General features: G+C 71.6%; 22 protein-coding genes. 4 read left to right on the top strand and 18 right to left on the bottom strand.

Annotation, left to right across the window (positions count from 1 at the left end):
- Positions 1-22: 22 nt before the first annotated feature.
- Positions 23-1,963 carry an NAD(P)/FAD-dependent oxidoreductase gene (locus tag K1T35_RS19860; protein ID WP_220261612.1) on the bottom strand — a complete coding sequence of 647 codons (1,941 nt, stop codon included), beginning with the start codon at positions 1,961-1,963 and terminating at the stop codon, positions 23-25.
- Between the two features lie 99 nt (positions 1,964-2,062).
- On the opposite strand from K1T35_RS19860, the gene K1T35_RS19855 reads away from it, so the two are divergent.
- On the top strand, positions 2,063-2,944 hold the full coding sequence (locus K1T35_RS19855; RefSeq protein ID WP_255622613.1) for a LysR family transcriptional regulator: 882 nt from the start codon (positions 2,063-2,065) through the stop codon (positions 2,942-2,944).
- A gap of 67 nt (positions 2,945-3,011) precedes the next feature.
- On the opposite strand, the gene K1T35_RS19850 is transcribed toward K1T35_RS19855, so the two are convergent.
- The gene (locus K1T35_RS19850) at positions 3,012-4,136 is read right to left on the bottom strand and encodes a helix-turn-helix domain-containing protein (protein ID WP_220261610.1); all 1,125 of its coding nucleotides are present in this window, start codon (positions 4,134-4,136) and stop codon (positions 3,012-3,014) included.
- Positions 4,137-4,284: 148 nt separating this feature from the next.
- Here K1T35_RS19850 and K1T35_RS19845 point away from each other — a divergent pair, with 148 nt between their 5' ends.
- Entirely contained in the window at positions 4,285-5,559 is a 1,275-nt protein-coding gene (locus tag K1T35_RS19845; RefSeq protein ID WP_220261609.1) for a M20 family metallo-hydrolase, read from the top strand.
- Between the two features lie 2 nt (positions 5,560-5,561).
- The gene (locus tag K1T35_RS19840; RefSeq protein ID WP_220261608.1) at positions 5,562-6,884 is read left to right on the top strand and encodes an MFS transporter; all 1,323 of its coding nucleotides are present in this window, start codon (positions 5,562-5,564) and stop codon (positions 6,882-6,884) included.
- Between the two features lie 39 nt (positions 6,885-6,923).
- Here the strand turns inward: K1T35_RS19840 and K1T35_RS19835 are convergent, their stop codons facing one another.
- From K1T35_RS19835 to K1T35_RS19785, 11 genes are all read right to left on the bottom strand, one after another.
- On the bottom strand, positions 6,924-7,763 hold the full coding sequence (locus K1T35_RS19835) for an enoyl-CoA hydratase (protein ID WP_220261607.1): 840 nt from the start codon (positions 7,761-7,763) through the stop codon (positions 6,924-6,926).
- The gene (locus tag K1T35_RS19830) at positions 7,760-8,755 is read right to left on the bottom strand and encodes an acyl-CoA dehydrogenase (RefSeq protein ID WP_220261606.1); all 996 of its coding nucleotides are present in this window, start codon (positions 8,753-8,755) and stop codon (positions 7,760-7,762) included. The genes K1T35_RS19835 and K1T35_RS19830 overlap by 4 nt, the downstream gene beginning before the upstream one ends.
- A 4-nt stretch (positions 8,756-8,759) precedes the next feature.
- Entirely contained in the window at positions 8,760-9,914 is a 1,155-nt protein-coding gene (locus K1T35_RS19825; protein WP_220261605.1) for an acyl-CoA dehydrogenase family protein, read from the bottom strand.
- On the bottom strand, positions 9,914-10,690 hold the full coding sequence (locus tag K1T35_RS19820; protein WP_220261604.1) for an enoyl-CoA hydratase family protein: 777 nt from the start codon (positions 10,688-10,690) through the stop codon (positions 9,914-9,916). The genes K1T35_RS19825 and K1T35_RS19820 overlap by 1 nt, the downstream gene beginning before the upstream one ends.
- Positions 10,683-11,087: a MaoC/PaaZ C-terminal domain-containing protein gene (locus K1T35_RS19815; RefSeq protein WP_220261603.1), complete on the bottom strand. Its 405-nt coding sequence runs from the start codon at positions 11,085-11,087 to the stop codon at positions 10,683-10,685. The genes K1T35_RS19820 and K1T35_RS19815 overlap by 8 nt, the downstream gene beginning before the upstream one ends.
- Positions 11,084-11,533: a MaoC family dehydratase N-terminal domain-containing protein gene (locus tag K1T35_RS19810; RefSeq protein WP_220261602.1), complete on the bottom strand. Its 450-nt coding sequence runs from the start codon at positions 11,531-11,533 to the stop codon at positions 11,084-11,086. Before K1T35_RS19810 ends, K1T35_RS19815 begins: the two co-directional genes overlap by 4 nt.
- Before the next feature lie 14 nt (positions 11,534-11,547).
- On the bottom strand, positions 11,548-12,312 hold the full coding sequence (locus tag K1T35_RS19805; RefSeq protein WP_220261601.1) for an SDR family oxidoreductase: 765 nt from the start codon (positions 12,310-12,312) through the stop codon (positions 11,548-11,550).
- On the bottom strand, positions 12,309-13,373 hold the full coding sequence (locus tag K1T35_RS19800) for a nitronate monooxygenase family protein (RefSeq protein WP_220261600.1): 1,065 nt from the start codon (positions 13,371-13,373) through the stop codon (positions 12,309-12,311). The genes K1T35_RS19805 and K1T35_RS19800 overlap by 4 nt, the downstream gene beginning before the upstream one ends.
- A complete protein-coding gene (locus K1T35_RS19795; protein ID WP_220261599.1) occupies positions 13,370-14,164 on the bottom strand; it encodes a CoA-transferase subunit beta in 795 nt (264 codons plus the stop codon). The genes K1T35_RS19800 and K1T35_RS19795 overlap by 4 nt, the downstream gene beginning before the upstream one ends.
- Positions 14,161-15,024, bottom strand: a complete 864-nt coding sequence (locus tag K1T35_RS19790) for a CoA transferase subunit A (protein ID WP_220262715.1) — start codon at positions 15,022-15,024, stop codon at positions 14,161-14,163. Before K1T35_RS19790 ends, K1T35_RS19795 begins: the two co-directional genes overlap by 4 nt.
- 134 nt (positions 15,025-15,158) lie before the next feature.
- Entirely contained in the window at positions 15,159-16,385 is a 1,227-nt protein-coding gene (locus K1T35_RS19785) for an ABC transporter substrate-binding protein (RefSeq protein WP_220261598.1), read from the bottom strand.
- A 165-nt stretch (positions 16,386-16,550) separates the two neighbouring features.
- Between K1T35_RS19785 and K1T35_RS19780 the strand changes: the two genes are divergently transcribed.
- Positions 16,551-17,135: a TetR/AcrR family transcriptional regulator gene (locus K1T35_RS19780; protein WP_220261597.1), complete on the top strand. Its 585-nt coding sequence runs from the start codon at positions 16,551-16,553 to the stop codon at positions 17,133-17,135.
- Positions 17,136-17,138: 3 nt separating this feature from the next.
- Here the strand turns inward: K1T35_RS19780 and K1T35_RS19775 are convergent, their stop codons facing one another.
- From K1T35_RS19775 to K1T35_RS19755, 5 genes are all read right to left on the bottom strand, one after another.
- Entirely contained in the window at positions 17,139-17,468 is a 330-nt protein-coding gene (locus tag K1T35_RS19775; protein ID WP_220261596.1) for a hypothetical protein, read from the bottom strand.
- On the bottom strand, positions 17,465-19,948 hold the full coding sequence (locus tag K1T35_RS19770) for a hypothetical protein (RefSeq protein WP_220261595.1): 2,484 nt from the start codon (positions 19,946-19,948) through the stop codon (positions 17,465-17,467). Before K1T35_RS19770 ends, K1T35_RS19775 begins: the two co-directional genes overlap by 4 nt.
- Before the next feature lie 73 nt (positions 19,949-20,021).
- Positions 20,022-20,747 carry an ABC transporter ATP-binding protein gene (locus tag K1T35_RS19765; protein WP_220261594.1) on the bottom strand — a complete coding sequence of 242 codons (726 nt, stop codon included), beginning with the start codon at positions 20,745-20,747 and terminating at the stop codon, positions 20,022-20,024.
- Positions 20,744-22,540 carry an ATP-binding cassette domain-containing protein gene (locus tag K1T35_RS19760; protein WP_255622306.1) on the bottom strand — a complete coding sequence of 599 codons (1,797 nt, stop codon included), beginning with the start codon at positions 22,538-22,540 and terminating at the stop codon, positions 20,744-20,746. The genes K1T35_RS19765 and K1T35_RS19760 overlap by 4 nt, the downstream gene beginning before the upstream one ends.
- A gap of 2 nt (positions 22,541-22,542) precedes the next feature.
- The gene (locus K1T35_RS19755) at positions 22,543-23,400 is read right to left on the bottom strand and encodes a branched-chain amino acid ABC transporter permease (protein ID WP_220261593.1); all 858 of its coding nucleotides are present in this window, start codon (positions 23,398-23,400) and stop codon (positions 22,543-22,545) included.
- Positions 23,401-23,462: the final 62 nt, after the last annotated feature.

The raw sequence follows: 23,462 nt of genomic DNA, 5'->3' as shown, positions 1-23,462 counted from the left end.
GTACGTCGTCGGACGAGGAACTTCAGGCCCAATGGAAGTCGGCGGGATCCGGATCGCGGACCATGCGCCAGTAGTCGAGCAGCGTGAAGGGCCAGACCTGGGAGGCCCGGCCCGTGGCATTGCGGTACCAGCTGTTCACCGTGGCCACCCCCCACGCCATCCGGGCGTTGCCGGCGTCGACCGCGGCGTTGTAGGCGTCGTGGGCGGACGCGCGTACCTCGACCGTGCGTGCCCCACGGGTGAGCAGCTCGCGCAGGCAGCCGAGGATGTGGTGCACGGCGATCTCGGAGAACAGCAGGTTGCTCCCGTTGATCACCAACCCGGTGTTGGGCCCGAATACGCAGAACAAGTTCGGGAAGCCCGGCACGTGCACCCCGAGGTGGGCGCGCGCGTCGCCGGCCCACCAGGCGTGCAGATCCCTGCAGCCACGCCCGGTGACCCGGATCGGGGACAGGAAGTCCGAGGCGTGGAAGCCGGTCGCGTGGACCAGCACGTCGGCCACGTGCAGCCGGCCGTCGGCGGTGTGCACGCCGTGCGCGGCGATCCGGGTGATCGGCTCGGTGACGAGCTCGACGTGCGGCTTCTTGAGCGCCGCAGCCCACACGCCGTTGTCGCGCATCATCCGCTTCGCCCCGGGCGCGTAGTCCGGCATCACCTTCGCGAGCAGGTCCGGACGGTCGTCGAACCGGTGTCGCAGATGCGTCTCGAGCGCGCGTCGCAGCGCAGCGTTGCGTGCCGACACGGAGCCCGCCTCGGGCCAGTCCGGATCCACTTCGGCGAACGGGCGACGCCCGTCGACCGAGGTCCAGAACTGGTAGTAGCGCAGCCAGCGGCGGTAGGTCGGCAGGTCGCGCAACAACCGTCGTTCGGCAGGCGGGATCGGCTCGTGGTAGTCCGGGGTCGGCAGCATCCACGGCGGGGTGCGCTGGAAGACCGTCAGCGAGCGCACCCGGTCGACGACCGACGGCACCACCTGGTACGCGCTTGCCCCGGTGCCGATCACCGCGACCCGCCGGCCCGTCAGGTCCACGTCGTGTCGCCACCGCGCGGTGTGGAACGCAGGCCCCGCGAACGAGTCGCGACCGGGTATGTCGGGCAGCTTCGGCCGGTTCAGCTGCCCTGTCGCGCTGACCACTGCGTCCGCCTGCAACGCCACCTCGGACCCGTCGCCACGGCGGGCGCGCACCGTCCACCTGCCGGAACCCTCGTCGAAGGTCGCGGCGACGACCTCGTGCCCGCAGCGGATCCGCCCGCGCAGGCCGAACTGATCGGCGATACCCGCGAGGTAGGCATGGATGTCCGCACGCGTGGAGAAGCGATGTGGCCAGGCCGCCTCCTGGGCGAAGGAGAAGCTGTAGGCGAAGTTGGGTGTGTCCAGCCGCGCGCCGGGATAGGTGTTCTCCAGCCAGACACCGCCGACATCGGCGTTGCGCTCGAGAACCGTGACGCCGATTCCGGCCTGTCCCAGCCGGTGGGCTGTGACGAGCCCGGACATCCCGGCGCCGACGACGATCACGTCCAGCGTGCAGCCGGGCGCGACGTCGTCGACGGTCCAGCCGGGCGCGCCCGCGTCCACCGGCATTCCCAGCTCGTGCGCCATCAACGGCAGGTACTCGTCCTCGACGTCACCGGCCACGAATCGCATCAACCTCCGCAACACGGCCTCGTCCGGCTGCCGAGCGGGAGCCATCCCACCGTCGCGGAACGCGCGCAATGCCCGCAACGCGCGGTGCCGGGCACGTCGCTGCGTGGCCGGGGACATGCCGCCCTGCGGTTCGACCCGGTCCGGCAGCAGTCGCAACGGCGGTCGCAACGCGTCATCGACCAGCGACATGTCGCCGGTGAGGTGCGCGAGCGCGGGCAGCAACGCGGGCAGCTCCGCACCGCACACCGCCGCGACGAGCGCGTCCTCGTCGTGCAGGAACGCGGCCAGGCCGGCGGCGTCCGTGGAGGCTGTCGGCATGCGTCGATCATCGGTGTGCGGCACGGTGGCGGAGATACTGAACCGGGCAGCCGTGATGCCCAGTCGGAATCACCGACCCCCGGGGAGGCGCGCGTGGAGATGAGGCACCTGCGGTCCTTCCTCGCGGTGGCCGAGGAGTTGCACTTCGGCCGCGCCGCGAAGCGCCTCTTCCTCGTCCAGTCGGCGCTCAGCCGGCAGATCTCGGCGCTGGAACGCGAGCTGGACGTCGCCCTGCTCGAGCGGGATCGCCACCACGTGAACCTGACTCCGGCGGGGCGCGCCCTGTTGGAGGACGTCCGGCAGCTGCTCGGCCACGCCGACGAGACCACCCGCCGCGCGCGAGCCGCGGGCCGGGGCACGGCAGGCACGCTGCGGCTCGGCTTCATCGCGCCGGCGCTCTACGCCGTGCTGCCCCCGTTGCTACGCGCCTTCCGGGCCCGGAACCCGGAGGTGCGACTCGTCCTGGAGGAGATGCACAACCAGCAGGCCGTCGAATCGATACGCACGCGCCGGGTCCAGGTCGCCCTGGTCCGGTTGCCGGTGGGGCAGTCAACGGACTTGCACCTGCGGCCGATTCACAGCGAGGAGGTGCTGCTGGCCGTCCCGGAGGACCACCGGCTAGCCGGGCGGTCGGACGTTCCGCTCGGCGATCTGGCCGACACCGATCTCATCCTCATCGCCCGTGGGCTCGAACCGGAGCTGCACGACTACTACACCAGCGCGTGCGCGGAAGCCGGCTTCGCCGCCCGCGTCGCGCACGAGGTCGATCGCACCCACGTGGCGCTGGGGCTGGTCGCCAGCGGGCTCGGCGCCGCGTTCGTACCGGCCTCGGCCCGCCGCGTCGCCCAGCCCGGGGTGGTGCTCGTGCGGCTCACGGGAGCCGAGCTGCGCCTGCGGATGGCGGCGGCCTGGACCGACGCCGCCGATCCGGTGCTGGCCCGATTCCTCGATCTGTGTCCAGACGGTGCGAAAGAGGCGTAGAGCTCGCCACCGCGTACCGTCGCGTCCGCGGGTCCTGGCCTGCGAGGGAGTCGCTGCCGACCTCGCGTCAGGAGCCGTACTCCTCGGACGCGAGGAGCACGGTCGCCATGGCGGCCTCCCGCGGGATCGTCAGGTCGAGGCCGGTGAGCTCGCGGAAGCGGCGCATCCGGGTCATCACGGTGTTGCGGTGGCAGTACAGCGCGGACGCGGTGGTGGCCACAGAGCCCGTGGCGAGGTAGGAGCGGGCCGTCTCCACGATGCGGGCGCGTTCCTGCGCCGCCACCGAGGCGAGGCGGGCAAGCGGGATCCCGAGGAAGTCCGGGGCGGTGCGCTGCAGCTGCGCCGCGGCGACGCGGTCCCACACGTCCCACATGGTGGCCGGGCCGTCGTGGCCGGGCGGGATGGCGCTCAGGATGTGGCGGGCCGAGCGCGCCCGGGCCGGAACGGCGGCGAGTCCGTCCGCCTCCGGGGCGTGCCCGCAGCGGAGGCCTGCGTCCGGAGGCTGCACCCCGGGCCAGAAGACGATGAGGACGCCGTCGCTGTCGTGGGTGACGGCACCTGCCCCGACCACCCCCGGAGCCGCGGCGGGAGAGCAGGCGATCACCTGGTACGGACCGTCCACCGGGATCGCGAGCGCGCCTGCGACCTGACGGATGAGGTCCGGGTGGTGGGTGTCGGAGCTGAAGAGGACCGATGTCATGGAGCGTTGCCGGTCGCGGTCCCGCGCCGCGAGCGACGCACTTTCCCGCAGGTGGCTGATCTGCACTTCCCCGGCGAAATCATCGACCGCACGCCACAGGTCGTCGACGTGGGAGAGCAGGACGGGCATGTCGCTCGTCCGCGCGATCCAGAGCAGGGTGGACCAGACCACGGCGAAGTCCTGCCTGATCGTGGTGGTCAGGCTCTCGAGGGGTACGCGCTGGCGGGCCCTGGTCCGGCCGATCTCCTCCGGCAGGCCGGCCAGCTCGGCGGGCGGGGCACCGGTGGACAGCTGCCCGATGAGGTAGCGGAACACGCGGGCGGAGGTGTCCTTGAAGTCCTGCGGCTCCACGAGGCCGCCGTAGTAGCGCCCGCCGCCGTCGACCGTGGACATCAAGGCGTCGAGCCACTGGGCCTCTCGCTCGGCGAGCGCGGCCAGCAGGGCATGCCAGCGGGCCCGCGATTCCGCGCGCAGCCGTGCCAGGTTCTGCATGTGTCACGTCCCGATGACGATCGTGTTGACCCGGCCGATGGGCCGGATCATCCTACGGATCCGGCAGTGCACATGCATAGCATCCAGCGACAAACCGGCGACAGATCGCCAGTGACGCTGTGCAGATGCCACCCCTACTCTCCTGGTCATGACACAGACGGCCGGACGCGTCCCGACGGGCGATGACCTCATCGCCGACTTCGTCACCATGTCCGCGTACGGGGCCACCGAGGCGGGCGGCGTGGAGCGCCAGGCGGGGACCGCCGCCCACGGGCAGGTCCGCGGCTGGCTGGCCGGCTGGCTGGCCGAGCACGGCTTCCAGGTCCGCACTGACCGCATCGGCAACCTCTTCGGCACCGTGGAGTGGACCCCCGGCGCTCCGTACGTCCTGGTCGGGTCGCACCTCGACTCCCAGCCCCGCGGGGGTCGCTACGACGGCGCGTACGGCGTGCTCGCCGCCGCCCACGCGTCGGCGCGGGTGTGCGCCCGGTTCGCAGAGGCAGGCCGGACGCCCCCGTACAACCTCGCCGTCGTCGACTGGTTCAACGAGGAGGGCAGCCGCTTCAAACCCAGTTTGATGGGCAGCGCCGTCTACACCGGCAAGCTCGACCTCGACCGCGCGCTGGCCGTCACCGATCCGGACGGCGTCACCGTCGCCGATGCGCTGCGGTCGACCGGCCACCTCGGCGAGCTCGACGGGCCCGTGGCGGCGTTCGCGGCCGAGATCCACATCGAGCAGGGCAGGATCCTGGAGCGGGAAGCCACGACCATCGGCCTCGTCGAGTCGAACTGGGCGGCGAACAAGTACGAGATCTCGGTCCACGGGGACCAGTCGCACACCGGGTCGACCGTCATGGAGGACCGGCAGGACGCCCTGCTCGGCGCCGCCCGGGTCATCGTCGCCGTGCGGGAACTCGCCGACCGCTGGCCCGGGATCCTGCACACCTCGGCCGGGCAGCTGTTCGTCCACCCCAACTCGCCGGTCGTGGTCGCCCGCCAGGCCGACCTCCACCTCGATCTCCGGTCCCCTGACGAGGCCGTCCTCGCCGAGGCGGACGCCCTCCTCGAGCAGGAGTTCGCCCGGATCGAGGAGTCGACCCGGGTCAGGATCGTCAAGCGCACGGCCCACCGCTGGGGCGTGCAGTCCTACCAGCCCGAAGGCGTCAAGCTGGCGGGCGCGGCGGCCGACGAACTCGGGCTCAGCAGCAGGCCCATGCTCACGCTGGCCGGGCACGACTCCACCAACCTCAAGGACATCGTCCCGACGGTGATGCTGTTCGTCCCGAGCGTCGAGGGCATCTCCCACAACGAGCACGAGTTCACCGCCGACGACGACCTGCGCGCGGGCGTCGATCTGCTCACCGAGGTCGTCGCCCGGCTCTGCCTCGGCGAACTGGCCGCGACCGACGACCAGGAGAGATGATCATGGCCGACTCGGCGGCGTCACCGGCGAAGGTAGCCTTCGCCAGCTTCATCGGGACGACGGTGGAGTGGTACGACTTCTTCCTCTTCGGCACGGCATCCGTGCTCGTGCTCAACGGGCAGTTCTTCCCGACTCTCGACCCCGTGGCGGGCACACTGGCCGCGTTCGCCACGTTCTCGGTGGCGTTCATCGCCCGCCCACTGGGCAGCATCCTGTTCGGTCACTTCGGCGACCGGGTCGGGCGCAAGAAGATGCTCGTGTACTCGCTGCTCGGCATGGGGCTGGCCACGGTGCTGGTCGGGTTGCTGCCCGGCTACGCGACGATCGGTGTCGCGGCGCCGATCCTGCTGGTCGCCCTCCGCGTCGCGCAGGGCTTCGCCGTCGGCGGCGAGTGGGGCGGCGCGGTACTGATCGCGCTGGAGCACGCGCCTGCCCGCAAGCGCGCCTTCTTCGCCAGCTGGCCGCAGGCGGGGGTGCCCGCCGGGATCGTGCTGGCGACCGGGGCCTTCTACCTGGTGCAGCTGCTGCCGGAGGACCAGTTCCAGACGTGGGGCTGGCGGATCCCCTTCCTCGCATCGGCCGTGCTGATCGCGGTCGGGCTCTACATCCGGCTCCGGATCACCGAGTCACCGGAGTTCGCGCGGGCGCAGGAGGAGGACGCCCGCCACGAGCGCACGGACCGGATCCCGATCATCGAGGTGCTGCGCGCGCACAAGCGGCCCGTGCTGATCGGCGCGCTCGCCATCGCGGGCGGCAACACGGTGTTCTACCTGGCCACCGTGTACATGCTCGCGCACGGTCCGCGGGACCTCGGGTTCGATCGAGGACTCGTCCTGCTCATGATCATGGCCGCCGCCGCGCTCGACATCGTCAGCATGCCGCTCGTCGCGCTGATCGCCGACCGCATCGGCCGCAAGCAGCTCCTGCAGATCGGTGCCGTCATCGGGGTCGCGGTCGGGGTGCCGATGTTCGCGCTCTTCCAAACCGGCACGCCGTGGGGCATCTTCCTTGCCACGTTCCTCGCGCTACCGATCGCCCACTCCTTCTCGAGCGCGGTCATCACCAGCTTCATCCCCGGCCTGTTCGCCACCAGGGTCCGCTACACGGGAGCGGGGCTGTCCTACCAGCTCAGCGGGATCATCTCATCGGCCCCTGCCCCGTTCGTCGCGACGTACCTCTACGCGTCCACGCAGAGCAGCCTTGCCGTCGGCGCCTACCTGTCGGCGGTGTCCCTCGTGGCGCTGGCGGCGATCTCCTGCGGGCCCCGCACCCATCTGGATCGCGAGGTCACTCCCGCCGCAGCGAAGGACGTCGTCGTGTCCTGACGCGTCGGCGGCAAGGTGATCACCCCGCGAGCCGGGGAATCAGTGCTTTCCCTCGTCACGCAGGGTCCGCGCGTTCTGGCCCGCGAGGGAGTCTCTGCCGACCTCGGCGTTGTGCGCGTGGGCGGCGTGGTGCAGCCCGAACACCGAGTCCATGCCCGCCCGCAGGCCCATGAGGTCCTCGGCCTGGTTGACCGCCTTCTTCGTCAGCGCGAGGCCGAGGCGGGGCATCGCTCCGATCTTCTCGGCCAGCGCGAAGGTCTCGGTCTCCAGCTCCGCGCGCGGCACGACCCGGTTGATCATGCCGAGGGCGAGCGCCCGCTCGGCGCCCACGCGGTCACCGGTGAAGAGGAACTCCTTGGCGAACCGCGGCCCCATCACCCACGGGTGGGCGAAGTACTCCACGCCGGGGATGCCCATGCGCACAACGGGGTCGGCGAAGAACGCGTCGTCGGAGGCGACGATCAGGTCGCAGCACCACGCGAGCATCAGCCCGCCCGCGATGCAGGCGCCCTGCACCATCGCGATCGTCGGCTTCGGCAGCTCCCGCCAGCGCCGGCACATCCCGAGGTACACCTCGGACTCGCGGGCGTACCGGTTCTCGACGCCCTCCTTGCCGACGTGGTCCCACCACAGGCCGGCCCGCCGGTCGAACGAGCTGTCGACGTCGCGGCCGGGCGTGCCGATGTCGTGCCCGGCCGAGAAGTGCTTGCCCGCGCCCGCCAACACCACGACCTTGACATCGTCGTCGGCCGCCGCGCGGTAGAACGCGTCGTCGAGGGCGTAGGTCATCGCTGAGTTCTGCGCGTTGCGGTAGTCCGGGCGGTTCATCGTCACGACGGCGGCCGCGCCGCGCCGCTCGTAATGGACGACGTCGGTCATCGCAGCCCTCCCATGTGTTCGGTCAGTCCGAGATCGCGTGCGACCGCGGCCCGGTGCCACGCCGCCGACCCCCAGTCGGCGGCGAGCGCCCATGCCCGCTTCGCGTACAGGTGCAGGTCGTACTCGGTGGTGTAGGCGATCGCGCCGTGGCACTGGATGGCGGTGCGCGCCACCGCCGACGCGGCGTCCGACGCGAGTGCCTTCGCCGTGGCGACGTCCCGGGCGCGCTGAGGATCACCGGCGGCCAGCGCCGCGCCCGCCCAGGCCACGACGGGCGCGGCGAACTCCACCTGCAGCAGCGCCGAGGCCAGCTGGTGCTTGACGGCCTGGAAGCTCCCGACCGGCACGCCGAACTGCGTTCGCGTGCGGACGTGCTGCACCGTCATGTCGAGCATCCGCCGGGACAGGCCCACCAGCTGCGCCGCGGCGGCGAGGACTCCCCGCAGCCATGCCGTCTCGACCACCGCCGGGTCGTCCACCATCGCGCGCTCGATGCCGCCGTCGATGCGCCGGAGGTCTGCCGCCGGATCAACGGCGGCGACCGGCCCCCGGCGGGCCGTCGCGAGGTCGATCACCCGGATCGCGCCCGCCCCGCCGAACCCGCCCCGCAGCAGCAGGCTCGCCCGTGACCCGAACCGCACGAGCCCGCTCCCCGCGGGATCGGCCACGCAGGTCACCTTTCCCGAGAACACGCCCGCGGCCTCCAGAACGGCGGGCGCGAAGGCGAGGGTCTCGACGAGCGGGAGCGGGGCGGCCGCCCATCCGGTCTCGACGAGCACCGGCACGAGGACGTTCTCGTCGAGCCCGAGGCCGCCCGCGTCCTCGCCGACCAGCAGACCTGGTGCTCCGAGCTCGACCAGCCCCCGGTGCAGCGCGTCGATCTCGGGCGCATCCGGCGCGGCGCGCACGACGGACGGCGGGCAGAGCCCCTCCACCAGCTCATGCACGACGTCACGCAGGTCCTGCTGCTCGGCCGTCAGCGCGAACCGCATCCGATCACGTCCTCGGCAGGCCGAGCACCCGCTCGGCGACGATGTTGCGCTGGATCTCGTTGGTGCCTGCGTAGATCGGGCCGGCCAGGGAGAACTGGAACCCGCGGCTCCAGAGGTTGTCGGTCTGCCCCTCCGGGCCCAGCAGCTCGAGGGCCGCCTCGTGCAGCCGGATGTCCAGCTCGGACCAGTAGAGCTTGTTCAGGCTCGACCGGGCCCCTGGCGGGCGGCCCTCGACGATGTCGGTGACCTGGGCGAGCGTGAACTGCTGGTAGGCCTGCGCCTGCATCCAGATCTCGGTGACCCGATCGACGAGCGGGCCGGTCGCGGCTTCGGGCTGGCTGCGGGCCAGCTCGACGAGCCGGTCCGCGGCGCGCAGGAACCGGCCGGGCGAGCGCAGCGTGAGGCCGCGCTCGGAGCCGGTGGTGGCCATCGCGACCCTCCAGCCGTTGTCCACGCCACCGAGCACCGCCCCGCCCGGAACGGCGCCGTCCGGCACGAACGCGTCCTCGAAGAACACCTCCGCGAAGCCCTCGTCACCGTCGAGGCGCTCGAAGCCGCGCACCGTGACGCCTGGCGTGTCAAGCGGGACCAGGAAGTAGGTGAGGCCGCGATGACGTCCGGCCTGCGGGTCGGTGCGGAAGAGCCCGAACAGGTGCGTGCAGAACGCCCCGCGCGTGGTCCAGGTCTTCTGGCCGGTCAGCCGCCAGCCGCCGGCCTCGTCGTCCCGTTCGGCCCGGCTGCGGATCCCGGCCAGGTCGCTGCCCGCGCCGGGCTCCGACCAACCTTGGCACCACAGGTCCTGCGCCGCGGCCATCCGGGGCAGGAGGGTGTCGCGCTGCTCCTGGGTGCCGAACTCGAACAACGTGGGTGCGAGCAGGAAGATCCCGTTCTGGGTGACTCGCTGCGGGGCACCCGCGCGGTGGTACTCCTCCTCGAAGATCAGCCACTCCCACAGCGACGCGTCGCGCCCGCCGTACTCGACCGGCCACGAGACCACGGCCCACCGATCGGCGAAGAGCCTGCGCTCCCACTCCAGGTGGGCCGAGAAGCCGTCGCGAGTGTCGCCGGACGGCAACGGCTCCGCCGGGACGTTCGCGGCCAGCCAGTCCCGCGCCTCCTCGCGGAAGGCCAGCTCCGACTCGCTCCAGGTCAGATCCATCAGGGCCGGCCCCGCTTCACGAACTCGTCGCGGGCCTTGTCGCCGACGCCACTGAGGTTGAGCTCGAAGGTGAAGCCCTGCTCGAACCGGTAGCTGTGGTTGACGTCCCACGGGTCGATCCCGTTGAGCGACTCCTTCGCCGCCCGGATCACCGTCGGATCCTTCGACGCGATCTCCCGGGCCAGCGCGAGCGCCGCGTCCCGCAGCCCGGCCCGCGGCACCACGGAGTGCACCGAGCCGTAGGAGTGCAGCTCGGCCGCCATCGCGGTCGCGGACGTGTAGACCATCGCCCGCATCCGGTGGTGCGGCACCAACCGCGACAGGTGGGTGGCCGCGCCGAGCGCGCCGCGGTCGACCTCGGGGAGCCCGAACGTGGCGTCCTCGGAGGCGATGATGACGTCGGAGTTGCCGACGAGGCCGATCCCGCCGCCGAGGCAGAACCCGTGCACGGCCGAGATCACCGGCACCGGGCACTCGTAGACGGCCTTGAATGCCGCGAAGCAGCCGCGGTTGGCCCCGACCAGCGCCGTGAACCCCTCGGTGCGCTGCATCTCCTTGATGTCGACGCCCGCGTTGAAGCCGCGGCCCTCGGCCCGCAGCACGACGACGCGCACGTCCTCGCTGGCGCCAGCCGCGGTGACCGCGTCGGCGAGGGCGAACCACCCGGCCACTGGGAGCGCGTTGACCGGCGGGTTGTCCACGACGATCTCGGCGATCCCGCCGTCGAGCGCGGTGGAGACGATCGGCCCGTCCGCGGGCGGGAACTGCTCATGCATCGGGTTCCTCCTCCGGCACGACGAAGGTCGACCAGACCTTCACCGCGGTACCGCCGGTCTGGCGCATGCAGGTCAGCTCAACGTCCACGCGCCGCTCGCCGTCCTCGGCGTACTCGCGCACGACCTCACCGGAGCAGGTGAGGGTGTCGCCGGGCCAGACCTGCTCCAGGAAGCGGATGCGGAAGCTGCGGACGTTCTGCGCACCCAGCCAGCCGGTGGCGTACGTGCCGAGCAGGCCGGCCTGCCACATCCCCACGGAGAACGGGGTCGGGAACCCGGCCGCCTTCGCGAACTCCTCGTCGTGGTGGATCGGGTTCATGTCGCCGGATGCGCCCTGGTAGCGCACGAAGTCGGTGCGGGTCACCGGGCCGACGACCAGCGGGGCAGGGGGCTTCATGGTTCCTCCTGCGGCGGCCGCGCCGTCTCGACGCCGGTCATCTTCGCCCGCGCCACCAGGCGGCCGGTCTCGTCGTGGAAGTCGGTGTACATCACCGCGAAGGTCATCTCGCCGCCACGGCGCCCCTGCTTGGTGTAGATCTCGCCGATCCGGGAGCGGCAGGTCAGGCGCGTCCCGGCGCGCGGTGGCGGGCCGAAGAACGTGTACTCCTGCTCGGCGTGCAGCCCGCGCTGCTGGTCCATCTCGACGGCGGGCCACGGGTCGGAGCCGTCGGTCTGCCAGAAGAACGCGGTGGTCAGGAACGTCGGCGGGGCGACGGGGTGCTCCGCGTCGAGGTAGGCGGGGTCGGTGGCGCGCAGAGCGCGGGCGAACTCGCGGACCTTGCCCCGCTCCACGTCCATCCGGAACGGCGTGCCCTCGGCGCCCTCTGCGGCGCGGTTCACCATCTGCTGCTCCTACGCTAGGGGTGCTGGCTCGAGACCGACACGACCTCGCCGGTCAGGTAGGACGAGTAGTCGCTGGCCAGGAAGACGATCACGTTCGCCACCTCCCACGGCTCGGCCGCGCGGCCGAACGCCTCCTTGGCCGCGAGTTCGGCGAGCAGCTCGTCGGTGGTGACCTTGGCCAGGTGCGGGTGGACGGCGATGCTCGGCGACACCGCGTTGACACGGATGCCGTACTCGGCGACGTCCATGGCCGAGCACCGGGTCAGCGCCATCACCCCGGCCTTCGCCGCGGCGTAGTGCGCCTGCCCCGCCTGGGCCCGCCAACCGACGACGGACGCGTTGTTGACGATCACGCCCCTGCGGGCGGGCACCATCTGCCGCAGCGCGGCGCGGGTCATCTTGAACGTGGCGGTCAGCGTCACCGCGAGCACGGAGTCCCACTGCTCGTCGGTCATGTCGACGACGCTGGCCGTGCCACCGAGCCCGGCGTTGTTCACCAGCACGTCGATCGAGCCGTACTCGCCGGCGACCGCGTCGACGAGGCGGTCCACCTGCTGCTGATCGGTGACGTCGCATGGCACAGCGAGGGGTTTCGTGCCGGTGATCTCGGCCAGCCGCTCTGCCGCCTCGCCGAGCCTGCGCTCGTGCTTGTCGCTGATCGCGACGCGAGCCCCTTCCTCCGCGCACCGGCGCGCGGTGGCGTAGCCGATGCCGGTGCCCGCGGCCGCGGTGACCAGCACCGTGCGGTCGCGGAGCAGGTCGTGGGACACGTCGCTCATGATCCGACCAGCCGACCCAGCACGCAGGATGCCTCCGCCATGATCCGCTCGATCAGCTCCGCGCAGCTGGGCAGGTCGTCGATCAGCCCGACGACCTGGCCGGTGGCCATCACGCCGACGTCGGCGCGGCCCTCCAGCAACGCCGACCGGTAGAGCATCGGGGCGTTCGCCGCCATCACCACCTGGCTCCAGGTCAGGCCGTGCGCCTTCCGCATGGTGAGCCCCTCGCGGACCAGGTCCGGCCACGGCGTACCGGAGAGCCGCTGGAACGCCATCGCGTTGCGGGCCGCGCGCAGCAACCGGCGCGGCCCCGTGGTGCGCAGGAGCTCGTCGACGGTGCCGGTCCGGAGCACCCGCTGCGGCACGCCGTCGACCTCCGTCGTGAGGACCGTGTCCGTGACGGTCTTGGCCAGGTACACCTGCTTGACCGCGGGCGCGACCGGCGAATCGGTGGTGAGCAGGAACCGCGTGCCCATCGCGATCCCCGCCGCGCCGTAGGCGAGGGCCGCGACGAGGCCGCGGCCGTCGAAGAAGCCGCCCGCGCCGATCACCGGGATGTCGACCGCGTCGACGACCTGCGGCAGCAGCAGGCTCGTCGGCACTCCCCCTGTGTGGCCGCCGCCCTCGCCACCCTGCACGATCACGGCGTCGGCGCCCCACGCGGCGACCTTCTCCGCGTGCCGCCGGGCCCCGACGGACGCCACGACGACCAGCCCCGCGTCCTTGCACCTGGCGATCAGGTCCTCGCGGGGCGCGAGCGCGAACGACACGACCTTCACCCCGGTGGTGCCGAGCAGGTCGATGCGGCGCTCGACGTCGGGCTGGTCGGCGCGGATGTTCACGCCGAACGGCCGGTCCGTGCGCGCCCGCACCGCCTTGATCGCCACGGCGAGCTCGTCGTGGCTCAGCAGCGCGGCCGACAGGATGCCCAGCCCGCCCGCCTCGGCCGTGGCCGCGGTCAGCCCGGCATCGGACACGTAGCCCATGCCGGTTTGCACGACCGGGTAGCGCACCCCGAACAGCTGGCACGCCCTCGTGTGCAGGACACCCGGAGCCGTCATCCGGATACCTCGCGGTCGCGCAGCCCCTTCGGGTCCAGCACCTCACGGATCATGCGGAGCTCGCCGGGCGTGGGGAGCCGTGTGGTGGGCACCTCGCCGTCGACCACGAGCGGGAACCCGGTGGCCTCCCGCACCTCGTCGACGGTGACGCCGGGGTGCACCGACGCCACCCGCAGCGCGCCGCTCGGCGCGAAGTCGAGGACCGCGAGGTTCGTGACGACCCGCCGCAGGTCGTGGTAGCGCTGGGCAGCCCTACCCGCGGCCGCCGCCCGGTCGTTGCCGACCCCGGCCGCCATGTCGACCTTCGGCACGAAGACGCGGGTGGAGTGCCTTGGCACCCAGTAGCTCGTCGGGTGGCTCACGGTGTTGCCCGGCGCCCCGCGCACCCCGAGCAGCTGCACCTTCGGGCGCAGGTAGTCGCCGATCGCGGAGATGTTCATGCCCCCGTACGCGTCGACCTGGGAGGGCACCATCATGACGTGCCGCGCGCCGTGCCAGACCAGGTCGAAGATCGTGCGGAACGGCGTCCACGCCTCGACGTCGCCCGCGGCGGGCTCCCCGACCGGCCATGTGCCGCGCACCATCTGCGCCTCGCCGTCGGAGATGAGCAGGTCGGGCGAGAAGGTGTGCCGGGCGAGCCGCACCCCGATGGCGGGGACCGTGCCGAACGCGCTGGCCAGGACCTCCCCGTTGTCGCGGAACGCCTCGGCGCACGCGATCACGCAGACCTCGGCGCGGCTCACCTGGTCCGGCGCGAGCGTTCCCGCCGCGTCCGGCGTCACCGCGGTCATGCCGGCACCTCCTGGCGGCGCGCCGCGACGGCCGACTGGTACTCCTCTTCGGATCCCGACAGGTACCGATCGGAGAACTCGCGCCACGCCTCCGGGTCGGTGGCAGCACGGGCGTACTCGCGCTGGAACCCCTCGTCCCGCTCGTAGTCGGGCACGCACGAGGTGAAGTGCGCCCCGTTCGGCGCCTCGACCACGCCCGTCACGAGCAACCGGTTGATCTTCAGCGTCGCCGGGTGGGCTTCCGCCGTCAGCTCGGCCGTCGGCACGATCCGCTCGCAGGAGACGAACGCCCGCTCGGCTGCCATGCAGTAGAGGTCGTCGAAGTAGGGGTCCGGGCCGAGGAACTGCGCGTTCCCGTGCATGTCCGCGCGGTTCATGTGGACCAGCGCCGCGTCCAGGTGCAGCGCGGGCATGGCGAGGACCTCGTCACCGCCGTACGGGTCGGCCACGGTGCGCAGCTGCGGGTTGTGCGTCATGACGTCCGAGCCGAGGCCGGCCCGCGTGGGCAGGAACGGCAGCTTGAGCCCCGCCGCGTAGAGCCCCCACTGCAGCATCCCCTCGTCGTACTCCGCGACCTCGACGGCGCCCGCCTGCCGGGCCGCGCGGAAGTGCGGGTCGAGCGCGATCGAGTCGAGGGAGACGAAACCGAAAACCAGCTTGCGGACCTTGCCCGCCGCGCAGAGCAGGCCGACGTCGGGCCCGCCGTAGGTGACGACGGTGAGGTCGGTCAGGTCCGAGCGCAGGACCTCGCGCACCAGCGACATCGGCTTGCGCCGCGAACCCCACCCGCCGATCCCGATGGTCATCCCGGAACTCAGGCGCGAGATCACCTCGGCCGCCGTCATCCGCTTGTCGGCCACGTAGGTCCCCCGTCGGTCCATCAGGTAGCAAGCGCTTGGTTGGCACTGTATCAGGCGGACTGCCACACCGACGTCGTGAGCGGATACGCGCGCTGGAGCACGCGTAACCGCTCACGACCCGAGTGCGGACGCGATCAACCCGCGCTCGGGTACCGGCCCTCGACGAGGGTGGTCGCCGGGATGACCGCGACCGCGGAGGGGTCGACCGCCGGGCCGTGCGACTCCGGCGTGAAGGTGTACGTCGACAACGCCCACAGCCCCGTCTCGGCGGGCGTGATCGTCTCCAGCCACTCGGACTGCGCCTTGGCGTCGGTGATCGTGCCGGTCGCCTCAGCCGCCTTCGCGGCGAGCATGACGGCGTCGTAGGCGAAGAAGGCGTTGAGCGGCAGCCCGATGGGACCTTCCCTCTTCAGCGCGGCGAGCATCGTCTCGAGCGCGCCGGGGTTGGGCCCTCCTGCGCCCTCCACGGCACCGGCGAGCACCTGCACGAAGACGTTCTCGGTGGCCGGGGTGCCCACCAGTCCGTCCGGGGCGGGGCGGTTCAGCAGCGAGGTCACGGCGGATGTCGAGTCCGCGACCAGCGGCACGTCGGTCCAGCCGATCTTGAGCCGGCTCTCGAGCACGTAGCCGACGGACGCGCCCGCACCCTGCATGAACAGCAGCTCGGGGCCGCTCGCGCGCAGCCGCTCCAGCTGCGCGGTGACGTCGAGGTCCTCTGCGGCGTAGGTCTCCTCGCCCGTGAGGGTCAGACCGCCTGCGGCGATCGCCTCGCGGGTTGCTGCCACGATCGCCTGCGCGAACGCATCCTTGCCGGCGATCATCGCGATCCGGTCGGCACCCACCTTCCGCGCGTGCTCGACGAGCGCTCGCGCCCATGTCGCCGGGACCGGCGGGGTCTTGAAGACGTACGGGAACTTCTCGGGGTCGTCGAGCGCGTCGGCCGACGCCTGCTGCACGGAGAGGATCTCGGCCTCGGTGATGACGGGGGCCATCGGCAGGGCCTCGGCGCTCGTGTTGCCCGGCAGCACGAGGTTCGGCTTCTGGCCGGTGCGCAGCCGCTCATGGAGCTTGGTGACCGCCGTGGTCGGGTCGCCCCCGTCGTCGATGATCTCGAGCTCGACGGGGTGGCCGAGGATCCCGCCCTTCTCGTTGAGCACCGCCACCGCGGCCGTCGCGGCCTGCGCGGCCGCGCGCGCGTTGAGCGCGGCCGGTCCCGCCTGGTTCTGGCCGACGAGCTGCACGACCCGGTAGGGCGAGCCGGGATCCTGACTGCCCGCGTCCGCCTCGTCGCTCGTGTCGGGAGCGCATGCGCTCGCTGTCAGCACACCCGCGGCGGCCAGCGCGCCGATCAGCTTCCGCACGGCTGTCTCCTTCGACATTATCCGTAGCAAGCGCTTGGTCGGCGAGCCTAGGAGTGACCCTCCGCGCCGTCAAGGCAGGCGAACCGTCGTGGTATAACAAGCGCTTGGTTGGGACGCGCAACGATGCCGTACCGCTGGGCGAGTAGCGCGTAGGGAGGGAACGTCATGGACGAGCCGCTGGATCGGCGCTCCGCCATCCTCCAGCACGCCGCCGACCTGTTCGCCGGCAAGGGGATCGTCGCCACCACCGTGCGTGAGATCGCCGACGGCGTCGGCATGCTCTCCGGGAGCCTCTACCACCACTTCAAGTCCAAGGACGAGATGGTGCAGGCCATCATCGCGAGCTACCTGGACGACCTCACCTCGCGCTACACGGCGATCGTCGAGGAGCAGTCCGACCCGCGCACCCAGCTGGCCGAGCTCGTGCGCGGGTCGCTCGCGGTGATCGAGGCACACCCGCACGCCACGGAGATCTACCAGAACAGCGCGGGCTACCTCGCGAAGCTGGAGGGCTACGCGCACATCAAGGACTCGGCCAACGCCATCCAGAAGACCTGGATCAACGTGCTGGAGGCGGGAGTGGCATCCGGGGAGTTCCGCTCCGACATCCCGCCGCGCGTGCTCTACCGGCTGATCCGCGACGCCCTCTGGCTCTCCGTGCGCTGGTTCCAGCCCACCGAGGAGTACTCGATGAAGCGGTTCGCCGACGACTTCGTGTCGGTCTTCCTCGAGGGGCTGCTCCCCCGCTGAGCACTAGGCCTGCGGTCCGTGGTCCTGGCGGCCAGTCGGGGCCTGTCGGGTGAGCACGGTGGTCTCGCCGCTCATGACTTTGGCCAGAGCGGTTCTGCCGTTCAGTTTCCAGTAGGCGACGAAGAAGACGAGCATGCCGATGGCCAGGCCGATGGCGTACCAGGCGAAGGCGGTGCTCGACGGGTCGTAGAGGGTGGTGACGGCGCCACCGCCGATCGCGCCGATGACGGCCGCGAGGTCGGTGATGGCGGCGTTGTCGGTGGTGCGGATGAGGGTTCGGTACGTGATGAAGCCGACCACCAGGCCGAAGACGAGGGCACCGACGATGATCATGCGGGGTCCTTTCGGGCGAGTCCTTGTGGGCGAAGGCGCAGGCCGGCGACGCAGTAGAGGGTGTAGGCAAGGCCCAGCACGTTGCCGCGGTTGATCATCTGCCAGCGGAGGGCACGGAGCGCCTGGCCCGCACTCGCCCCGTCGACCAGCAGTCGGAGCAGTTGTTCGATGGCCCAGCCGGCCATGCCCTGCTCGATGGTGATCTCCGTGCCGATCGCGCCTGCTGCGCCCGCGCGGTTGGCGAACGCGTCGACGAAGCTCGACAGCGTCGCGGTGGTCAGCTCGGCGGTGTGGCAGCCGTTGAGAACGATGAGCGGTTTGCGGGACGGCCAGTGCGGCCGGGGCCAGCCGCCGTCGCGGCGCCAGTTGGCGACCGTGACGGGGTCGAGCATGCTGGTGCCGAAGCGCAGCACCGGCGACGGCAACGCGTTGTCGGCGAGCTTGTGGTAGCCGCCGTGGCAGTACAGGTATGCGACGTCCATCGTCTCGAGCGCGAGGAGCTCGGCAAGTTCCGTTGCGGATTCGATCACCGAGTGGTGGACCGTGCCGTGCGGCAGGGCCGAGGCGAGCCCGGCCAGGTGCCGGTCGGTCAGCGGGCCGTCCAGCCACGGATCGGTGGCCAGCTCGACCTGTGCCGGCACGGCGCCGTTGAACACGTGCCACACCAGGGAATCGGTGCTCGCCGGCTGCTCGACCACGGTGGACAGTCCCCAGAACCCGAAGGGGCACAGGACGCTGCCGGCGTGGTCGGGTTCGGGGCAATGCGGGGGTACCGGCTCCCTCGTTCCCTCCGGGCCGAACCGTCGCACCGACGGGCACACCCGGTAATCACCGCCGGAGTCCTGCGGCATGGGCAGGTCGTAGATCAATGACCACGGCACCGGGTGCTGCCGGTCCGGATCGCCGATCGTCGGGTCGGCCACGTTCAGCACCGCCGGCCTGCCCCTGGCCGCGGCCTCGTGCCTGATCAGCTCCGGCAAGGTGTCGAAGACGCGGTTGTCCCGGAAGAGCCGCTCGAACAGCACTGCACCCTGGCGGGCCAGGGCGGCCAGATCGGCGGTGAACTCGGCGGCGGGCTTGCCGTGGTCGGCGTCCAGGGTGCTCCGGCCATCGGTGAGGTGCAGGTCGTAGAGCAGCTGACGAGCCGCGCGCACCGCGTTGTCGGCGGCGTTCGCGCTGATCCACGCCGGGTTGTCGGCGAAGCGCACACCGTTGACCAGCGCGCGCGAACCACCATCGGTGACGAGCACGCTCGCCGCCCGCTCGGCGAGCGAGCCGAGGTCGGCGAACGAGCGCGTCAGCCGGTACACCAGCCGGGCATGCATGCCGTCCGTCGCGGCCGAGCCGACCGGCAGGAACAACTGCTGGGCGTGTACGGCGACGACCCCGAAGTAGATGACCAGCTCACCGGTCCACACGGTCGACTCGACCGGCGTCGTGATCGGAAATCGCACCCATAGCTGCCGGACGCAGTCGCGCGCGTGGATGTCGTCCGCGCAGTCGCAGGCGAAGCTCGCCCCGTGACTCGGCAGGGTGAAGCGGACGACCCTCGGCTCGACGTCGCCGTCCATGGTCAACGCGGCCCGCAGCACCAGATCACCGTCCGGCAGCGGCTCACTCGGCCACCGCGCCTCGGTTTCGGTGAGGAGGCTCGCGGCTCGGTAGGTATCGATGTTCACCAACACCTCGTAGCCACTGGCGGGTTCCAACGGCACGGCCGGATCCACCGCCACGCTCATACCCGGCCGCACGATCAGGGTGTTGACACTGCGTTCCTCCGCCACTTGCGGCGCCATCGGCGGCGGCGCCTCCGCCCACACGTCGGCCGGCGCGCCGGGCCGGCCGACGGATACCCCGCCGGTACGAGGAACAGGTCCGACGGGGAGGTCGCCGCCGATGTCGATGTCGGTGTAGCCGTGCGGCCGGGTGGTCCAGTACCAGCTGTTGAAGTGATCCACGAGGTCCTCGATGCGCAGATCCCGAGGTTCCACCACGTGAAGCACCGAGGGATCCGAACGCTCGTCCGACCATGTGCCGATCACGGTCCGCGTATCGAGGAGCGGGCCGACCAGCACCGCTGGGGGCGTGATCGTTGCCAGCACACCGAGCCGGGTCCGGCTCGGCACGAAGAACACCACCGGCCTGCCATCGCCGATCAGCTGCGCCACCAGGGCGAGCACGTCCGCGTCGGCCCAGTCCGTCGCCGGGCGCAACGCGACGACGTCGCCGTACACGGCCGATATCAGCCCGGCCACCTCAGCGGGTCGCCGAGGCTGGAGATTCAGATCAGCGCGTACCACGGACAAGTCCCGCGACGGTCGCGAGACCACCAGCGCGGACACCTCCGCGGGCTCGAGCCCGACGTTCACCCGTGCCCACGCCGACCGGTCTCCTACGACGATCAGCGGGTGCCCGAGGCCAACCAGTTCGGCGACCGCGTGGAGCGTGTCGCCCTCGAACCCGGTTACGGCGAGATCCATGGCCCCCCTCACCGGTGATCAGCCTCGACCCGGCGCAACAGCCTATCGACCCTGATGGGCGACGGTTGTGGCCCTACACAGTGCCGATCCGACCGAAGTAGGCCTCGGTCAGCGCGTCCGCACCCGCGATCTCGCTCGCCGGCCGGTCGAGCACCACGCGCCCCACGTCGAGAACGGTGACCCGGTCGGCGACCTCGAACGCGGCCGTCACCGCCTGCTCGACCAGCAGCACGCCGATGCCGGACTCCTTCAGCGCGGCCACCGTCGCCATCACCTCGGCGACGATCGCGGGCGCGAGGCCGCCGGACGGTTCGTCGAGCATCAGCAGCGACGGCCTCGCCACCAGCGCCTGGCCGATCGCCAGCATCTGCTGCTGCCCGCCGGACATCTGGCCTGCCGCGGTGTGCCTGCGGTCGGCGAGCACCGGGAACATCGCGTAGACAGGCTCGAGCTCGGCCCGCAACTTCCGCTTCGACAGCCCTCGGGTGTAGCCGCCCAGCAGCAGGTTCTCCTCAACCGTGCGGCGGCGGAAGATCCGCTTGCCCTCCTGGACGAGGCCGATGCCCGCCCCGACCCGGCGGTGCGCGGGGAGGCCAGTGATGTCGCGGCCGTCGAAGGTGATCGATCCCGCGTCGGCCCGGTTCAGCCCGGCCACGGCCCGCAGCGTGGTGGTCTTGCCCGCGCCGTTGCGCCCCAGCAGCACCGTCACCTCACCGGGGTCGACCTGGAGCGAGACGTCCCACACCGCGCGGATGTCGCCGTACCCCGTCGCGAGGTTGCGGACCTCCAGCAGCGTCACTGCCCCACCTCCTGCTGCCGGACGCCGAGGTACTCCGCGAGCACCCGCGGGTGGTTCTCGATCTCCCGTGGGGTCCCCGACGCGACCAGCTCGCCCTGGGCCAGCACGAAGATCGTGTCGGCCAGTTCGAGCACGAGGCGGAAGTTGTGCTCGACGAGGATCACGGCCGGACCCGCGTCGCGGATCTTGCGGATCAGCTCGGCGAGCCGCTCGATCTCGTCCTCGTCGAGGCCGGAGGCCACCTCGTCGAGCAGCAGCACCTTCGGGCGGGACATCAACGCCCGCGCGACCTCCAAGAGGCGCCGGGTGCCGAGGGGCAGCGATGCGGCCTCGGCGTCGGCGAGGTGCTCCACACCGACGAGCCGCAACACCTCGGTGACGTCGGCCCGGTCGGCGGCCGCGGCGCGACGGTGGGCGGGCAGCCGCAGGATCGACGCGAGCATCCCGACGTAGCGGGGCGCGTACGCCGCGGCGGCCACCGCCTCGCGTACGGAGATGTGGCGGGGGAAGAGGGGCGTCTGGAACGTCCGCGCGACTCCGGCCCTGGCAACCCGGTGGGTGGGCAGGCCCGTGATGTCCCCGCCGTCGTTGTCAGAGCCGCCGATCCGGATCGATCCGGCGTCGGTGCGGTAGTAGCCGCAGATCATGTTCAGCAGCGTCGTCTTGCCGGACCCGTTGGGGCCGATGAGCGCGGTGATCCGGCCCGGCTCCGCGGTCAGGCTCACGCCGCGCAGGGCGTGGAGGCCACCGAACCGCTTGCGCACCTCGACGACCTCCAGCCGGGCGCCTACGAGCGGAGGCAGCTGCCCGGCTCCCGACCCGCTGGGTGCGGTGGCGGTCTCCCAGCGGGCCTCGACCCGCGCGATCGCGGCGCGGGCGAGCCCGGCCAGTCCGTTCGCGACGAGCGTGCCCGCGATGATCAGGAAGATCCCGTAGACGATCTGGGAGTACTGCTCGAAGTCCGTCGACCGCAGCGGCCCGTACTGCATCGCGGCCGCGCCGACCAGCGGGCCGTAGACGCTCATCGAGCCGCCGAGAATGGAGGCCGCGAGTACCGTCACGGCCATCGTGAACCCGAACGTGTGGGGTGCGAGGTACTGGTCGACGAAGGCGAAGAGCGCTCCCGCGATCCCGGCCGGGATCGCGCCGACCGCGTAGGCGGTGAGCTTGAGCCGGTACACCGAGATCCCGAGCGACGACGCGAGGACCGGGCTCGCGCGCAGCACCTGGAAGGCGATGCCGTGCCGGGAGGTGATCAGGTTGCGCACGAGCGCGAACCAGCCGACGGTGACGACCGCGACGACGACGTAGAGACCGACGTTCGACAGCTCGCGGCCGAACAGGTGTGGGTCGGGGATCCCGACCATGCCGACGGCGCCGCCGGTGTAGTGCTCGAGCAGGTCGATGAACTGCGGGACGAGCAAGACGAGGAAGAACGACGTCATGGCCAGCGACCAGCCGCCCAGCCGCAGCCCGGGTACCCCGGAGATCAGCCCGACGACGAGCGCCGCCACCGCGCTGAGGACGATCAGCACCGCCAGGTCGTTGACCAGGTTCATGGCGAGGTAGCCGGACAGGTACGCGCCGGTGGCATACATCGCCGCCTGTCCGAGTGCCAGCTCTCCCGCGTACCCGAAGCTGAGGTTCAACCCGCTGGCGACGAGCGCGAGGATGCAGCTCAGCATCAGCAACCGCCGGGCGCCGGCGCTGATGCCGAGCCACGGCGCCGCGACGAGCAGCACGGCCAGCACCAGCGGCAACAGCCAGGACGGGAGCCTGCGCAGGGTCGCCACGGTCAGACCACCCGTTCCCTGGTCGTGCCGAACAGGCCGGTGGGTCTGAGCATCAGGACCAGCAGCAGCACGACGAACACCATGATCGTCGAGAACGCGCTGCCCAGCCAGCGCCCGGAGAGCGACTCGACGAGCCCGACCGCGAACCCGCCGACGAGGGCGCCCGGCAGGCTGCCGAACCCGCCGATCGCGAGCGCGACGAACCCCTTGAGCGCCATGGCCGCTCCCAGCGTGGCGACCGCGAAGGTCTTCGGGCCGACCAGCGGCCCGGTGAGGCCTGCGAGCACGCCGGTGAACACGAAGGCGCCCAGCGCGAGCCGCTCGACGTCGATCCCGCGCAACCAGGCGGCGTCCCGGTCCTCGGCCATGGCGAGCAGCGCGAGCCCGGTGAGCGAGCGGCGGCCGTAGACCGTGAGGCCTGCCGTGATCACGACGACGCCGACGATCAGCGCGATCTCGACCGCGCTCACCCGGCCACCCAGCAGCGTCCACGTGACGTCCGGGACGGGCGGCGGCACCTTGAGCACCTGGTCGCCCCAGACCAGCCGGGTCACGCCGTCGAGAAGGGTGGCCATCCCGAGCGTGGTGACGAGGTGCGCGTGCGCCCCCTTGACCGGGCGGATGGCGGCGAACTCCTCGATCAGCGCGAGCACACCGACGCCGAGCGCGGCGACGATGACGACCATGACGACCGGCAGCTCGGCCACCACCAGGCCCCAGTAGGACACGAAGACCGCGAGCATCGTCAGCTGCGCGTGGGCGAAGTTGAACGTCGAGTACGCGATGTAGACGACGTTGTAACCGATCGCGACCAGGGCGTAGACCGCGCCGATCGCCAGGCCGGACCAGACCGCCGTCACCGGCCACCTCCTCCCGCGTGACAGGCCGCACCCGTCGGAGGCGGACAGTACAGCCACCGACC

Origin of the sequence: Pseudonocardia sp. DSM 110487 (assembly GCF_019468565.1) — a bacterium.
Taxonomy (GTDB): Bacteria; Actinomycetota; Actinomycetes; order Mycobacteriales; family Pseudonocardiaceae; genus Pseudonocardia.
The sequence above is the reverse complement of the archived record's forward strand: the minus strand, read 5'-3'. Positions and strand labels throughout refer to the sequence as shown.